The organism is Bacillus sp. KS1, assembly GCF_020075515.1.
GTDB lineage: Bacteria > Bacillota > Bacilli > Bacillales > Bacillaceae > Bacillus > Bacillus velezensis.
The window spans coordinates 238,473-253,043 of sequence record NZ_JACAWW010000015.1 but is presented as its reverse complement, the minus strand read 5'-3'; the positions used below and the strand labels follow the sequence as shown (position 1 = coordinate 253,043).

At 45.5% G+C, this 14,571-nt stretch carries 18 protein-coding genes and 1 pseudogene; 7 read left to right on the top strand and 12 right to left on the bottom strand.

Annotated features, from left to right (window positions below):
- Nucleotides 1-71 precede the first annotated feature (71 nt).
- From HWY38_RS08590 to glsA, 3 genes are all read right to left on the bottom strand, one after another.
- Nucleotides 72-1,283, bottom strand: coding sequence for an FtsW/RodA/SpoVE family cell cycle protein (locus tag HWY38_RS08590; protein WP_015239798.1), 1,212 nt, complete (start codon nt 1,281-1,283; stop codon nt 72-74).
- A 204-nt stretch (nt 1,284-1,487) separates the two neighbouring features.
- Entirely contained in the window at nt 1,488-1,769 is a 282-nt protein-coding gene (locus HWY38_RS08585; protein ID WP_003154494.1) for a YlaN family protein, read from the bottom strand.
- A 107-nt stretch (nt 1,770-1,876) separates the two neighbouring features.
- Nucleotides 1,877-2,806, bottom strand: a complete 930-nt coding sequence (glsA, locus tag HWY38_RS08580) for a glutaminase A (protein ID WP_224181801.1) — start codon at nt 2,804-2,806, stop codon at nt 1,877-1,879.
- A gap of 103 nt (nt 2,807-2,909) precedes the next feature.
- Here glsA and HWY38_RS08575 point away from each other — a divergent pair, with 103 nt between their 5' ends.
- A complete protein-coding gene (locus tag HWY38_RS08575) occupies nt 2,910-3,386 on the top strand; it encodes a peptidyl-prolyl cis-trans isomerase (protein ID WP_224181665.1) in 477 nt (158 codons plus the stop codon).
- On the opposite strand, the gene HWY38_RS08570 is transcribed toward HWY38_RS08575, so the two are convergent.
- Nucleotides 3,381-4,709: a PhoH family protein gene (locus HWY38_RS08570; RefSeq protein WP_007409679.1), complete on the bottom strand. Its 1,329-nt coding sequence runs from the start codon at nt 4,707-4,709 to the stop codon at nt 3,381-3,383. The two genes, HWY38_RS08575 and HWY38_RS08570, sit on opposite strands and share 6 nt — an antisense overlap.
- Nucleotides 4,710-4,863: 154 nt before the next feature.
- Between HWY38_RS08570 and HWY38_RS08565 the strand changes: the two genes are divergently transcribed.
- Both HWY38_RS08565 and HWY38_RS08560 read left to right on the top strand, forming a co-directional pair.
- A complete protein-coding gene (locus HWY38_RS08565) occupies nt 4,864-5,487 on the top strand; it encodes a YhcN/YlaJ family sporulation lipoprotein (protein WP_224181664.1) in 624 nt (207 codons plus the stop codon).
- A gap of 102 nt (nt 5,488-5,589) precedes the next feature.
- Nucleotides 5,590-5,799: a YlaI family protein gene (locus tag HWY38_RS08560; protein ID WP_007409677.1), complete on the top strand. Its 210-nt coding sequence runs from the start codon at nt 5,590-5,592 to the stop codon at nt 5,797-5,799.
- Nucleotides 5,800-5,840: 41 nt separating this feature from the next.
- On the opposite strand, the gene HWY38_RS08555 is transcribed toward HWY38_RS08560, so the two are convergent.
- Both HWY38_RS08555 and typA read right to left on the bottom strand, forming a co-directional pair.
- Nucleotides 5,841-6,161 carry a YlaH-like family protein gene (locus HWY38_RS08555; protein WP_007611192.1) on the bottom strand — a complete coding sequence of 107 codons (321 nt, stop codon included), beginning with the start codon at nt 6,159-6,161 and terminating at the stop codon, nt 5,841-5,843.
- Nucleotides 6,162-6,217: 56 nt separating this feature from the next.
- Entirely contained in the window at nt 6,218-8,056 is a 1,839-nt protein-coding gene (gene typA, locus HWY38_RS08550) for a translational GTPase TypA (protein ID WP_007409675.1), read from the bottom strand.
- A gap of 111 nt (nt 8,057-8,167) precedes the next feature.
- Between typA and HWY38_RS08545 the strand changes: the two genes are divergently transcribed.
- The gene (locus HWY38_RS08545; RefSeq protein WP_003154504.1) at nt 8,168-8,356 is read left to right on the top strand and encodes a YlaF family protein; all 189 of its coding nucleotides are present in this window, start codon (nt 8,168-8,170) and stop codon (nt 8,354-8,356) included.
- Nucleotides 8,357-8,666: 310 nt separating this feature from the next.
- Nucleotides 8,667-9,284, top strand: a complete 618-nt coding sequence (locus HWY38_RS08540; protein WP_224181663.1) for a hypothetical protein — start codon at nt 8,667-8,669, stop codon at nt 9,282-9,284.
- Between the two features lie 38 nt (nt 9,285-9,322).
- On the opposite strand, the gene HWY38_RS08535 is transcribed toward HWY38_RS08540, so the two are convergent.
- Complete coding sequence (locus HWY38_RS08535; RefSeq protein ID WP_224181662.1) at nt 9,323-9,616, bottom strand: anti-sigma factor family protein; 294 nt, start codon at nt 9,614-9,616, stop codon at nt 9,323-9,325.
- Nucleotides 9,613-9,747, bottom strand: a pseudogene (locus tag HWY38_RS08530) (RNA polymerase sigma factor); the annotation flags it as partial. The pseudogene HWY38_RS08530 and the gene HWY38_RS08535, both read right to left, overlap by 4 nt.
- Before the next feature lie 366 nt (nt 9,748-10,113).
- Here HWY38_RS08530 and HWY38_RS08525 point away from each other — a divergent pair.
- Nucleotides 10,114-11,679, top strand: coding sequence for a M4 family metallopeptidase (locus HWY38_RS08525; RefSeq protein ID WP_032874795.1), 1,566 nt, complete (start codon nt 10,114-10,116; stop codon nt 11,677-11,679).
- 51 nt (nt 11,680-11,730) lie between these two features.
- On the opposite strand, the gene HWY38_RS08520 is transcribed toward HWY38_RS08525, so the two are convergent.
- The 3 genes from HWY38_RS08520 to HWY38_RS08510 form a co-directional block, all read right to left on the bottom strand.
- Nucleotides 11,731-12,183 (bottom strand): GNAT family N-acetyltransferase, encoded by a 453-nt coding sequence (locus HWY38_RS08520; RefSeq protein ID WP_224181661.1) that lies wholly within the window; start codon nt 12,181-12,183, stop codon nt 11,731-11,733.
- Nucleotides 12,170-12,967 (bottom strand): inositol-1-monophosphatase, encoded by a 798-nt coding sequence (gene suhB / locus HWY38_RS08515; RefSeq protein WP_017417710.1) that lies wholly within the window; start codon nt 12,965-12,967, stop codon nt 12,170-12,172. The genes HWY38_RS08520 and suhB overlap by 14 nt, the downstream gene beginning before the upstream one ends.
- A 133-nt stretch (nt 12,968-13,100) precedes the next feature.
- Complete coding sequence (locus HWY38_RS08510; protein ID WP_007409669.1) at nt 13,101-13,289, bottom strand: hypothetical protein; 189 nt, start codon at nt 13,287-13,289, stop codon at nt 13,101-13,103.
- 236 nt (nt 13,290-13,525) lie between these two features.
- On the opposite strand from HWY38_RS08510, the gene HWY38_RS08505 reads away from it, so the two are divergent.
- Nucleotides 13,526-14,158 carry a DUF1054 domain-containing protein gene (locus HWY38_RS08505; protein ID WP_007409668.1) on the top strand — a complete coding sequence of 211 codons (633 nt, stop codon included), beginning with the start codon at nt 13,526-13,528 and terminating at the stop codon, nt 14,156-14,158.
- Nucleotides 14,159-14,191: 33 nt separating this feature from the next.
- On the opposite strand, the gene HWY38_RS08500 is transcribed toward HWY38_RS08505, so the two are convergent.
- Nucleotides 14,192-14,458: a UPF0223 family protein gene (locus tag HWY38_RS08500; RefSeq protein ID WP_224181660.1), complete on the bottom strand. Its 267-nt coding sequence runs from the start codon at nt 14,456-14,458 to the stop codon at nt 14,192-14,194.
- Nucleotides 14,459-14,571 lie beyond the last annotated feature (113 nt).

Here is a 14,571-nt window from a genome sequence, read left to right as displayed (position 1 = left end):
TTCTCCCCCTTGGCCTAATAAATATGTAGTTTATAATAAAGGAATATCCGCCCTGTGTATACACTTGTTTTTTAGAGATACACAGATTTTTCCGTCTGCCGTCTTTTTACCCCCTTAGACGGAACGGGCTCCCTCTTTTTCTTCTTTTCTGAGTACTTGACATGCATGCTGACATTCACCAATATACCGGCGCTCATTAATAACAACAACATTGATGAGCCCCCGTAGCTGATAAACGGCAGCGGAACACCTGTAATCGGAATTAAACCGCTGACACCGCCGAGATTGATAAAAGTCTGAATCGCAATCATGCTGGATATCCCGATTGCCAAAAGGCTCCCGAACGGATCTTCACATTTTCTCGCAATATAAAAACCTTTTAACACGACAAAAGCCAGCAGTACAATGACAAACAGGACGCCGAAAATGCCGAGCTCTTCTGAAATAACCGCCATAATAAAGTCTGTATGCGATTCAGGCAGATAACCGTATTTTTGAATGCCTTCTCCAAGACCGAGACCGAAAAAACCGCCTGAGCCGATCGCATAATACGAATTTATAATCTGCAGGCCTGATGTGCTGGCGTATTTAAATGGATTTTCAAGGCTTTCAAACCGGCTCATACGCCCGGGTGTCAAAATATCGTCCCATTTCAGATAGATGATCGGGCTGACAAGGAGCAATACGATTCCCGCCATGAGAACCAGCCTGAGCAGGGTCCTTCCGCTGAATCCCGAACACATAATGACGCAAAACGCGATCAGACCGATAATCATCGCCGTTCCGAAGTCGGGCTGAATGGCGATAAGCGCACAAATAACTACGGTGACGATCACCGGCGGAGCAACCCCCGTCAAAAGCTGATCGATGTAGCTTTGTTTCTTTGCGTATACCGCGGCAAGGTACAGTATCAGGGTCAGCTTGACAAATTCCCCCGGCTGAATGGCCATTCCGCCGATTTTAAACCAGCTTTGCGCGTTTCCGGCAACATGTCCGAAAACAAACAGCGCGCAAAGCGCAGCCACTGACGCAAGCAGTATGAATTTCTGAATCTTTTGATGGGCGAACACTTTGTACGGAAAAACGGCCGCGATGATAAACAGCACAAACCCCGCGATGACGGCGAACAGCTGCCGTTTAAAGAAATAGTCGCTGCTCACGCCGTAACGCATAACGGCGGTAATCATGCTTGAGCTGTATACCATTACCAATCCGAAACAGCACAACAGAATGATAGCGCATATCAATGAATAATCGTAAGATTTTAACATTCTTTTAAACATAACATCCTCTTTCCTGCTTAAAGCTTACGTTTAATACCTATAGCGTATTATATTTTACTATAATTCATAAACAATTTACGCAGTTTCTTTATAGTTTTTCGGATGAAATGCAGATTAAGAGACCGTCTTACGAAAAGAAGATGCAAAAAAACGGTTTACGGTTATAAAAAAACCCAAACCGTTGAATAGTTTGAGTTTGATCATTTATTTTCCTGTAAACGCGTCATGCAAAGCAGACAGTTCTCTTTCAAGTCTGTCCAGCAGCTCTTTGCCGTCGTTTTCGTCAACTAATCCCAGGCGGACAGCAAAATCGATTTCCCTCGACAGTCCGAACATCTGAGTATCCAAGACCTCTTCATACAGAGGACATTGAGGCATCGTTAAGTTATCCATTTGTACTCGGATCAGCTTCAAAATCTTCTCAGCATCTAATTTTAACAGCTCGAATGCTTTCTGCTGATGGTCAACTATAATCTCTGAAGCCAAAAGTATCCCTCCGTTCCCCAGGCGAGTACCTAATTCTTCTATTTATCATAAAGGGTATCAGGTGAAATTGCAAGAGGATTTAAGCAGATGTTATGATAAAAAATGTTTCAAAAAATACTCAGCCTGTATTTCTCAGACATGATTTCCAAAAGCTTCACACCCGCGATGCTGTTGCCTTTTTCATCAAGCGCCGGGCCGAATATACCGATTCCGAAGTTGTACGGCGAAATGCCCATGATTCCTCCCGAAACGCCGCTTTTAGCGGGAATACCGACCTTAATCGCGAATTCTCCGCTCGCATTGTACATGCCGCATGTCACCATAAACGTCTTGCAGATTCTCGCCACATCTTTTTTAATGACCTGCTCCCCGGTTTCCGGATGCTTGCCGTCAAGGGCGAATACACAGCCGATTTTGGCTAAATCCAGACTGCTCATCTTAATCGCGCACTGTTTTGTATACAAATCCATGACCTCTTCAACATCGCCTTTAAAAATGTCATACTGCTTCATGTAATAACACATGGCCCGATTAATCATGGATGATTTGAATTCCGATTCCGCGACATGGCTGCAATATGTAATGTCCTGATTATTCGCAAGTCTTCTGATGAATCCGAGCAGGTAATCCAGGCGGTCTTTCGGCGAATACCCTTTAATTAAGCCCGTAACGACGAGAGCCCCTGCATTAATCATCGGATTTAAAGGCTTGCCCGGATTCATTGTTTCAAGCTTAATCATGGAATTAAACGGGTCGCCGGTCGGCTCCTGACCCACGCAGCTGAACACCTTTTCCTTTCCGTAATCCATCAGTACGAGCGCCAGAGAAAGCACTTTCGAAATGCTCTGCAGCGTAAATGTCCGGTCGGCGTCTCCTGCCGTCAGACATGTATTTTCCGCATGATAAATTGTGACCGAAAGGCTGTCTTGTTCAGATTCAGCCAGAGCCGGAATATAGTCTGCCACTTTGCCTTCTTCGGTTCTTTTTTTCGCTTCCTGAACTAATGCGTCCAGCTCTTGGTAATGCCGGCATACCATGTCGATCATCCTCACTTCGCTGCCGTTGTATACATCTAATTTGCGACGCAAAGTGACAATTCATGCGAAAACTTTTATACTTTAAGTAAAGGGGGGCTTCACCATGAGCGTTATTCAAGTAAAAGGCAATGTTACATACCCGATTACAATTGATCCGAGTGTCTGGATTTTCGATGACCGCAAGTTTCCGTTTGAAAAAAATCAGCCCGTTCATCCGGACGGCTCTGCAGAAACCCAGGAGCATACGCTTGATCCGGAACGGGTGATCAGAGAAGGGCGCATTTCGCCGCCGACTTTAAAAAGCGAAAAACGTTATGAAAAAGAAAGACTGATGAACGGCAGCTTCGCCATGAAGCTCGGCGCTGTTTTAGCAAATGCCGAGCCGAAAGAAAGCGCTGTCCTGTGCGCATTTATTTCAAAATCAGAAAGAACCGAAGTGCCGCTTGAAAAGGCGATGGACGCAATCGCGCATTTCAGCGATGCGGGGAAACCGCTTCAAGACGGCGGTCCGGTCCATTTTTACGTGGACGGAGACTTTGAAAAACCGATAATGGGCGTCACAGAAATCGAAGTTTTATAACAAATCGGCGGCAAGCTGTGCAAGGCCGGATCTCTCACCTTTCACAAGCTTCACGCTGCCGGAGACGGTTTGTTCTTTAAACCGTTCTACAACATAAGCAAGTCCGTTGTTTAAACTGTCTAAGTATGGGTGATCTATTTGCTCCGGATCGCCCATCAGGACAATTTTGCTGCCCTCTCCCACCCTTGTCAAAAGCGTTTTGACCTCGTGCCTCGTCAGATTCTGAGCCTCATCAATAATAATAAACTGATCCGGAATGCTTCTTCCCCGAATGTATGTCAGCGCCTCCACCTGAATCGATCCGATTCCTGCCAAAATCGCTTCAAGTTCACCCGGCTTTTTCGCATTGAATAAAAATTCAAGATTATCAAAGATCGGCTGCATCCACGGCTTGAGCTTTTCCTCTTTTTCGCCCGGCAAATATCCGATATCCTTTCCCACCGGGACGATGGGACGCGCGACGATCAGCTTTTTATAAATACCGAGATCCTCCGTCTGCAGAAGCCCTGCCGCGAGAGCAAGCAAGGTTTTACCCGTTCCCGCTTTTCCGATCAGGGTGACAAGCGGGATATCTTCCCTCAGCAGGAGTTCAAGCGCCATTGTCTGCTGGACGTTCTTCGGCCTGATACCCCATACGTGCTCATCATCGAAAACGAGTCTTTTTACGGTCTCGCCTTTCTTATCTGTCATGCCGACCGCAGACGAAGATCCTCCTAATTCATCTTTCATCAGCACAAATTGATTCGGATAAACCTGATGTTGCTGAAGCTCCTTGACTGAAATTTGTTTGTTTTTATAAAACGAGGCAAACCGCTCTTTATTCATAAATATATCTTTGTACCCGCTATATATTTCATCATGGTCAACGACTCTGTCGTTTAAAAAGTCCTCCGCCAAAAGCCCGATGGCATCCGCCTTTACCCTTACAAGCACATCTTTGCTGACCAGGATGACGAGACGGCCGTTTTCTTTCGTTTCCTCCTCAAGGCTTAAATTTTTTGCCACCGCCAAAATGCGGTTATCATTCGTTTTTTCGATAAAAATTTCTTGGAGCTGGTGAAACGACCGGTGGTTCAGTTCAATTCTGAGCGTTCCTCCGCTTTCAAGCGGAACTTTTTCGTGCAGCCTTCCTTTCTCCCTGAGCCCGTCTATCAGCTTAGATACGTGCCTCGCATTTCTCCCGACCTCGTCCATATACCGCTTTTTTGAATCGACCTCTTCCAGCACGACGGCGGGGATGACAACTTCGTTTTCTTCAAAGGAAAAAATGGCGTTAGGATCCTGCAAAAGTACATTCGTATCTAACACATAAATTTTACTCAAGTCTCAGCCTCCTGAAATAAGGATCAAAGCCCATCGTGTGCTTCTCTTTCCGCAAATAACGGGGATGCCTGCTAAAATATATGATTTGGTGCATAAAGATAGAAGGTTAATTCAACAATAAAATAAATGAAAGCATTCAAGGAGGAAATCTGACGTGCGAATTCTTTTCATTATCATACAAGCCTTGTTTATCCTTACCGGCTGCACTGCTGTACAGGACGGCCGCGGCCGCAATATTCAGAACGAATCAGCCGATCAGCGCGATGCAAAACCGATCCATGTGAAAAATACGGCTCCTGAGACAGCTGAAAATCCCGGCCGGACAGACATCGCTAAGCATCTCGTCGAGGTAACCGAAAAAATCCCCGGCATTTCAGACGCCACCGCGGTTATACTCGGAAGATACTCCGTTGTCGGTATCGATGTGGATGACAATTTAGAAAGAAGCAAAGTGGAGAGCATTAAATACACGGTTGCCCAGGCGTTAAAAAACGATCCTTACGGCGCCAATGCCGTTGTCGTGGCTGATCCTGATACGGTTTCCCGTCTGAGAGGCATGGGCAGCGACATTAAGGCCGGCCGCCCCGTTTCAGGCATTTTGGACGAACTTGCCGCCATCGTCGGTCGTGTCATGCCGGAAGTCCCGAATGATGTGACCGACAATGAAAAAGAATCACCGACTCAATCAAATGATGATCAGCTGAACCAAAGAGACCAGAACAAGCTGCAGAACGAACAGAACGATCAATCGGATCATCATATGAAAAACCGCCGGTAAAAAGCAGCGCCCGCTCCAAAGGAAGGGCGCTGCTTTCTTTCCCTTTGGCAGGAGGGGCATCCATGTTATAATGCTTGTCATAGTGAAAGAGGTGAAAAATCAATGAGAGTAAAATGTTCCATTTGCGACAAAATCGAACAAATTGATGATGAAACACTGACAGCCAAACGCCTCCGCAATCGTCCGATTCATACATATATGTGCCGGGAATGCCATGACCGAATCAAAGTCAAAACGGAGGCGCGGCTGAATACCGGACACTTTTCCTTTCATCCCGGACAAAAAGCGAAAAAAGATAAACTGAAAAAATAAACCGAATAAAAAATGACCCGCCGGAAGGCAAGGTCATTTTTTTATTGCGGTTTAGCTGACTGGCTTTTTTTGGACTGGTGCAGACGGATTTTGTAAACGATCAAAATCAAGGCGGCGACAACAAGCCCTTCTCCGACCGGCAGAAACACACCGAAAAAAGTCAGTACGGTGCAGCCGAGCACGAGAAAGAGATAAACTGCCGCAGCCTTCAACACCGGCAGCCGTTTGGCAAAGCCGAGTTTAAATACAATCACCGAAAGCACGACGATCGTTCCGTATAACAGCCACATTCCCGTCAGCGGATGCTCATCCACTTGGTAAAGAGCCGCAAAGAACGACAGCCGTTCACTTACTTCATTCAAAAGGATCCCCCTCCCCTTTTCCGTTCGGGTTCTACCTCTTCAAATTCTGCAAGTGATTAAGACATTCCTGCTGTTTTTTTCTTTTTCGCCGCTTTTTCACGTTCGTTTTTATTCAGGATTTTCTTTCTTAAACGGATGGATTCCGGCGTTACTTCACAGTATTCATCTTCGTTTAAGTACTCGAGTGATTCTTCAAGCGACATAATGCGCGCTTTTTTAATCGTAGTCGTTTGATCCTTCGTAGCGGAACGGACGTTTGTCTGCTGTTTCATTTTGCTGACATTGACGACAAGGTCATTGTCACGGTTATGTTCGCCGACAATCATGCCTTCATATACTTCTGTTCCAGGCTCAACGAAGATGACGCCGCGGTCTTCAATACCTTGAATTCCGTAAGATGTCGCTTTTCCGTTTTCCATGGAAACGAGCACACCCTGACGTCGGCCTCCGACTTGGCCTTTTTGCATCGGCTGATAGCTGTCAAACGTGTGGTTCAGGATACCGAAACCGCGTGTCAGTGACAGAAACTCAGTAGAATAGCCGATGAGTCCGCGTGAAGGTACGGTAAAGATCAGGCGGACCTGGCCGTTTCCGTTATTAATCATATCAAGCATTTCGCCTTTTCTCGCACCCATTGATTCCATAACAGAACCGGTATGCTCTTCAGGCACGTCAATCTGTACGCGCTCAACAGGCTCGCAGCTTACGCCGTCGATTTCCTTAATGATAACTTCAGGTTTAGACACTTGAAGCTCATAGCCTTCACGGCGCATGTTTTCAATTAAAATGGACAGGTGAAGCTCACCGCGTCCTGAAACAACCCATGCGTCAGGTGATGCAGTCGGTTCGACACGAAGACTGACGTCTGTTTGAAGCTGCGCGTTCAGACGCTCTTCAATTTTGCGGGCTGTGACATATTTGCCTTCACGGCCTGCAAACGGGCTGTTGTTTACAACAAATGTCATTTGGAGCGTAGGCTCATCAATGCGCAGAACCGGCAGCGGCTCATGGTGGTCAGCCGGACAAACCGTTTCACCGACGTTGATGTCTTCCATGCCCGAAACGGCAACGAGGTCTCCCGCTCTCGCTTCTTCAATTTCCACGCGTTTCAATCCTTGGAAACCGAAGATTTTCGTTACGCGGAATGATTTTACCGTTCCGTCAAGTTTCATCAATGAAACCTGCTGACCCACTTTCATCGTGCCGCGGAAAACGCGTCCGATACCGATACGGCCGACATAATCATTGTAATCAAGCAGCGCCACTTGGAATTGAAGAGGCTCTTCGGCGTTATCTACCGGGGCAGGGACATGTTCAAGAATCGTCTCATACAGTGATTCCATATTTTCGTCCTGCTTTTTCGGATCCAGACTTGCCGTTCCGTTAATCGCAGAAGCGTAGACGACAGGGAACTCAAGCTGTTGTTCGTTTGCGTCAAGCTCGATGAACAAATCAAGCACTTCATCAATGACTTCTTCCGGGCGGGCGAAATCACGGTCGATTTTGTTTACAACGACAACCGGATTTAAGTTCTGCTCAAGGGCTTTTTTCAGTACGAAACGGGTTTGCGGCATGCAGCCTTCATATGCGTCAACGACTAACAGAACGCCGTCAACCATTTTCATAATCCGTTCTACCTCTCCGCCGAAGTCGGCGTGTCCCGGAGTGTCCAAAATATTAATGCGTGTATCTTTATAGTTAATCGCAGTATTTTTCGCAAGAATTGTAATACCGCGTTCACGTTCAAGATCGTTTGAATCCATTGCGCGTTCGGCAATATTTTCGTTGGCACGGAATGTTCCGGCTTGGTGAAGCAATTGGTCTACCAAAGTCGTTTTCCCATGGTCAACGTGGGCAATAATCGCGATGTTGCGAAGATCGTTTCGAAGTTTCACATTTTCATCTCCTAAAAAAATTAGATAACTTTCATATTATACCACACATCCTCTTTAAAAGCGTTACGTTTTTCTGTAAACTGAAAGTATGACGTTAAAGGGGATGGAAATATGAAAAAATTGAATTGGCTCTTATTATTATTTGCATTCGCAGCAGTCTTCAGCATGATGCTGATCGGCGTATCAATCGCTGAGAAAAGCGCATGGGGCATCATCGGAAGCATTGTTCTCGTTATCGCCATGATGGGAAGCGGTTTCACCGTAAAGAAAAAAATGCGCGAACAGGGACTGCTTGATTAAAAGGATGACCCTTTGCAAAATTCCGTAAACATGAAAAGCACAATTCTAATGAAGCCTGAATCAAAGATTCAGGCTTTTTTACATCCTCAAAACAGGCTTTAGATGTAAGGCTTATCTCCCCCGCCGCCTAGTCAGGAAGCCGGAAATGACGGCCCCCACTCTAGTTACTTCAGCAGATTCCCTCAGAAAATGAAGTCTGAAATAGTCCGGCATCGTTATGCAGAAAATACCATACCTCCTATATCAATTCCATCATTGTCTTTTTATACTTGTGGCTGTAAGCAAATACACATGACAAGGAGAGAATGAAATGAAAACATCTTTTTTGAAGAAAACCGCTGTAACTGCCGCCGCAACCGCCTCAGCCGCCTTGCTTGCATTCAGTCCGCTTGATTCTGCCGGCGCAAAAACGATCCAGGCAAATGAACCGCATGCCTTGCAGGCTTCCGCAGAGAAAACACCGGAAGACGCGGCAAAACTCATTGACATCATCAGCCAATCGATTTACGAAAAAGACGGTGTCTATTATTTTGACGGTGAAAAAGCGGTTGAATTGGGATTAGATCAAGAACAAGCCCAGATCATTCAAAAGCTGTGGGACAGTTCAACCGAATTTTTAACCGTTCTTTCCCAATGTATTGAGAAAACGGACGGCGAATATACATTTAATAAAGAAAAAGCGGTGGAGCTCGGCTTTACGGAAAAAGAGGCCCTTATCGTTGATCAGCTGTTCACCGCTTTTTCCCAAAGTCTTCATATCCTTCAATCTGCGCTGATTGAAGAAGACGGTGTGTTTACGTTTGATCAGGACCTTGCTGAAAAAGCAGGAGCAGGAAAAAAAGAAGCAAAGCTGTGTGCCGGATTATTTAATTCACTGCCCCAGGAATTGCTTGAAGGCATTTATACAGCCTTTCATCCGGCTGAGTAAACGGATTAAAACGCCCGGTCATTCAGCCGGGCGTTTTTTTAAATCAGCAGTTTAAGGAACAGCATGATGAAGAAAACAGCGCCGAACAAACAGGCTGCTTTTATCAGCAGTTTCCCGTAATACCGTTCCTTAAACCGCCTTTCTTCTTCTGCATAACAGGCTGGCGCCTTCATCTCAGGGCTTCCGAGGTCAAGCGGCTCCTTCATCATATGATATAAACTCCCGCACTTACCGCATGATTCAAGATGGCGGGAAATAAACCGCTCCGTTTCTGTTTCACAATCGCCTTCAATATATAAAGGGAGTAAATCTCTCACTAAACAGCAAGTCATATCTGTCCGTCCTTCCTTTTTTCCGCCAAGTGCTGTTTCAGCTGCATTCTCGCCCTGTACAGGGTGCTCTTCACCTTCGAAAGACTCCAGTCCAAAACTTCAGCAATCTCTTCGTAAGACAGCTCTTGAAATATCTGTCGAAATGCTGAATAAAATGACTGAAAATCTCTGACATCTGAAACAATCCTTTTCGTTTATTAAGGCCTCACCCGTTTAGACAAACGGCTATAAAAAAAGTTTTACAGATCGGAACATTTTTCCCCTATCATTTTTCCCGACTTCATTTGTCATTTTTTTCAGAATAAATCGCATCATTCGACTCATGTCTGATTCAACACGTGCCTCTCGGCTTATCCCTCGATGCTGGCCGCCGGAAGCCTTTCCGGGACGATTCTATCAATTCATCAGCGGAGTCTAGTTTTATATTGCAGAATGAGAGAATGCTGGTTTATTATAACAATATAAGTTTTCATTATTTTCAAAAAGGGGGATTTATTGTGGGTTTAGGTAAGAAATTGTCTGTTGCTGTCGCCGCTTCCTTTATGAGTTTAACCATCAGTCTTCCGGGTGTTCAGGCCGCTGAGAATCCTCAGCTTAAAGAAAACCTGACGAACTTTGTGCCGAAGCATTCTTTGGTGCAATCTGAATTGCCTTCAGTCAGTGACAAAGCAATCAAGCAATACTTGAAACAAAACGGCAAAGTCTTCAAAGGCAACCCTTCTGAGAGACTGAAGCTGATTGACCACACGACTGATGATCTCGGCTACAAGCACTTCCGTTATGTGCCTGTCGTTAACGGTGTGCCTGTGAAAGACTCGCAAGTCATTATTCACGTCGATAAATCCAACAATGTCTATGCGATTAACGGTGAATTAAACAACGATGCTTCTGCCAAAACGGCAAACAGCAAAAAATTATCTGCAAATCAGGCGCTGGATCATGCTTTTAAAGCAATCGGCAAATCACCTGAAGCCGTCTCTAACGGCAACGTTGCAAACAAAAACAAAGCCGAGCTGAAAGCAGCGGCTACAAAAGACGGTAAATACCGCCTCGCCTATGATGTAACCATCCGCTACATCGAACCGGAACCAGCTAACTGGGAAGTAACCGTTGATGCGGAAACAGGGAAAGTCCTGAAAAAGCAAAACAAAGTGGAGCATGCCGCTGCAACCGGAACAGGTACGACTCTTAAAGGAAAAACGGTCTCATTAAATATTTCTTCTGAAAGCGGCAAATATGTAATGCGTGATCTTTCTAAACCTACCGGAACGCAAATTATTACGTACGATCTGCAAAACCGACAATATAACCTGCCGGGCACGCTCGTATCAAGCACTACAAACCAGTTCACAACTTCTTCTCAGCGCGCTGCCGTTGATGCGCATTACAATCTCGGCAAAGTATACGATTATTTCTATCAGACGTTTAAACGCAACAGCTACGACAATAAAGGCGGCAAAATCGTATCTTCCGTTCATTACGGCAGCAAATACAATAACGCGGCCTGGATCGGCGACCAAATGATTTACGGTGACGGTGACGGCTCATTCTTCTCGCCTCTTTCCGGTTCAATGGACGTAACAGCCCATGAAATGACACATGGTGTTACACAGGAAACAGCCAACCTGAACTATGAAAATCAGCCGGGCGCTTTAAACGAATCCTTCTCTGATGTATTCGGATACTTCAATGATACTGAGGACTGGGATATCGGTGAAGATATTACGGTCAGCCAGCCGGCTCTCCGCAGTTTATCCACTCCGACAAAATACGGACAGCCCGACCATTACAAAAATTATCGAAACCTTCCGAACACCGATGCCGGCGACTACGGCGGCGTGCATACAAACAGCGGAATTCCGAACAAAGCCGCTTACAACACGATTACAAAAATCGGCGTGAAAAAAGCGGAGCAGATTTACTATCGTGCACTGACGGTATATCTCACTCCGTCATCAAACTTTAAAGATGCAAAAGCAGCTTTGATTCAATCAGCGCGGGACCTTTACGGTTCTCAAGACGCTGCAAGCGTAGAAGCGGCCTGGAATGCGGTCGGCTTGTAAACAAGAAAAGAGACCGGAGAAATCCGGTCTCTTTTTTATATCTGAAACATTTCACAATGGCTTCACCATGATCATATATGTCTTTTCCCGATCGTCTTTTTCAAGCTTGAGCTGTTCAAAGCCGCATTGGCTTAAAAACAAAACCCATTCCTGCCTGTCCAGGGGAACGGCTGAAAACATCGCTTTATGCTCTCCTCTCAGCCGGCCCGCAATCTCTTCAATGACCGCGCGTCCGATTCCTTTCTCTTTTGCCTCCGAAGCGACGGCCACGGTTCCGAGCCACGGTTTTCCGTTTGAAGGCGCCCATTCCAAATGAAAACTGACGGCGGAAGGAGCGCCGTCAATCTCCCATACGAGCCACGTTCCATTGTACATGGAGTATGCAAGCATAAACTCCGCCGCATTTTTTGTTCCGAACTCTTCGTTTTTCCACACCGGGTGTGATGCCGCCAGCTGCTCCAGAAACCCGAGATCTTCTTCTTCAAAATCTCTACCTGTCAGCATGTAAATAGTCGTCAAAGATAATTTTATGTATTGCCGGATTGCCCGCAAGCACGCTGTGGTTGTCTAAAAACGTAAACGGTTCGCCGTCTGTGGTCGTGTAAATGCCCCCGACTTCGTTCAGCAGCACGCAGCCGGCAGCGTAATCCCACGGCGCGAGCCTCATCGTAATGTATGCGTCAATGCGGCCGGCCGCAACACTGGCCAGCTCAAGTGCCGCCGAACCGTAGGAACGCGTTCCTCTGACCCGTTTTACGAGCGGCGCCAAAATACTCGGGTCAATCCTTCTGTTTTCCGTCACCCATGTGGCATTGATTGCAATAATGGCTTCTTCAATGGAAGCTTCTTTTAAAGGAGCAAGCGGCGTATTGTTCAGATAAGCTCCTTTTCCGCTGAATGCGTGATACAGCTCGTCCTGCATCACATCATAAATTAAGCCGATTTTGCCTTTTCCGTCTTCAAAGATGCCTATGGAGATCGCGAAGTGCCGCTTTTGATGGACAAAATTCATCGTTCCGTCAATCGGATCAATAATCCAGACGATTCCGTCAAGGGAGCGGAGTTTATCCCCCTGCCCTTCTTCTCCGAGAATCCGGTGTCCGGGAAAAGTTCCCTGTATACGGTCAATGAAAAAGCGTTCCGTCTCTTTATCAATATTTGTGACTAAATCATTCGGATTTGATTTTGTTTCAATCGTCAAGCTTTCCTGCATGGATTGTCTGATTCTCGTTCCGGCTTCTTTTACCCACTTTTTTGCGATATCATCAATTTCCGTCCAATTTGTCATACCGTGTACCTCTTTTCTATGTATAGCTTATTCTATAGCATACTGATAAAGGCGATGAAAAAGCAAGGAAAATGAAAAAAATGCCTTCTCACGTAAAAACGAACCATTTCCTGCGGTTCGTTTTTACTATTCTTTATCCGTTAAGCCGAATCCATTCTTTTCTGAGACGTTCCAGTTTTCTTTTGCTGAGATCGATTTGATCCGCATTCTCTTTTTGCATGGCCTCATACAGGGTTGCCAATTCATAATCAACCTCTAGTCTCCAGACAGCTACACGGTTATTTTTTTCCTCCCTGAATCCTTCCTTCACCACTTGCCTCATTGTCTTTCGCCCCTTCCAGAGATCATTTGTTAAAAAAGCATCCCATTTTTCCAATTTATTAATGATACTTCTTATATCGTATGGAAACTTATATTCGGCTGTAACAACATTCTTAAAATTGTGTGTTTACCTATTCGTTTTTTACCACCAATCCTCTCGGCTCAAACGTTCTCAATGTTTTTGCGGCCGGCGGCGGCTGTGGTAAAATATGAATACTTACGATAAGGAGGAAAAAGATGACTCAGATGCGTTTTACAAAAGAAGACTTCGATACATTTACAATAGAAGGTTTAGATCCGCGCATGGAGGTGTTAAAAGAACAAGTCCGTCCGAAGCTGACCTTGTTAGGAGAGCATTTCGCACCGACATTGTCAGCATTGACAGGAGATGAAATGTTCCCGCATGTCGCCAAGCACGCGAGAAGATCTGTCAACCCGCCGGCTGACAGCTGGGTTGCCTTTGCCAACAGCAAACGCGGGTATAAGAAACTCCCTCACTTTCAGATCGGTTTATGGGACACCCATATGTTTGTATGGTTTGCCATCATTTATGAATCTCCGATAAAAGAGGAATACGGCAGATTGCTGGAAGCGAAGCAGGAGGACATCACAAAACAGATTCCCGGTCATTTTGTATGGTCGCCGGATCATACGAAGCCAGGTGCGTACAAGCAGTCCGACATGGATCAGGAGCAGCTGAAAACATTATTTGAACGCCTGCAGACAGTTAAAAAAGCAGAGCTTTTGTGCGGCATTCAGCTGCAAAAAGAAGACGTGATCAACATGAACAACAATGAATTCCTGCAAACCATTGAAGATGCTTTTAGGAAGCTTTCCTTTTTATACACACTGACTCAGAAAGTCTCATAACATAAAAAGCGGGCCGATTGCGGCTCGCTTTGTCTACATTTTGATCATCGCTTGATCTGATTGTTTCGCCTGTTTCACAGTCCGATACGGGGAATAGCTGCTGTCAGCTTCAAATTGGCTGCAGATTTTCTTTTCTTCCGCTTTCCCGGGAACGATTTCTTTAAAGCGGCGGTACGCATTCAGAAGTCTGTCCCGGTCAGCTCCTTTTTCATAGGCGTTTTCCACCTGCTGAAAAAAAGCAATGACATCCACGGCCTCCTCTGTCGTCCAGTCCTCATTCATCGGATATTGATATTCCAAATGTCCTCACTCCTTTATAATCATGCTCAAAAAAAGCATCTTCCATAGATCATAAATTGTTCTTTACTTTCTTTCAAGTTCATAATATAATTCATTTGTTTTACGTTTAAAAA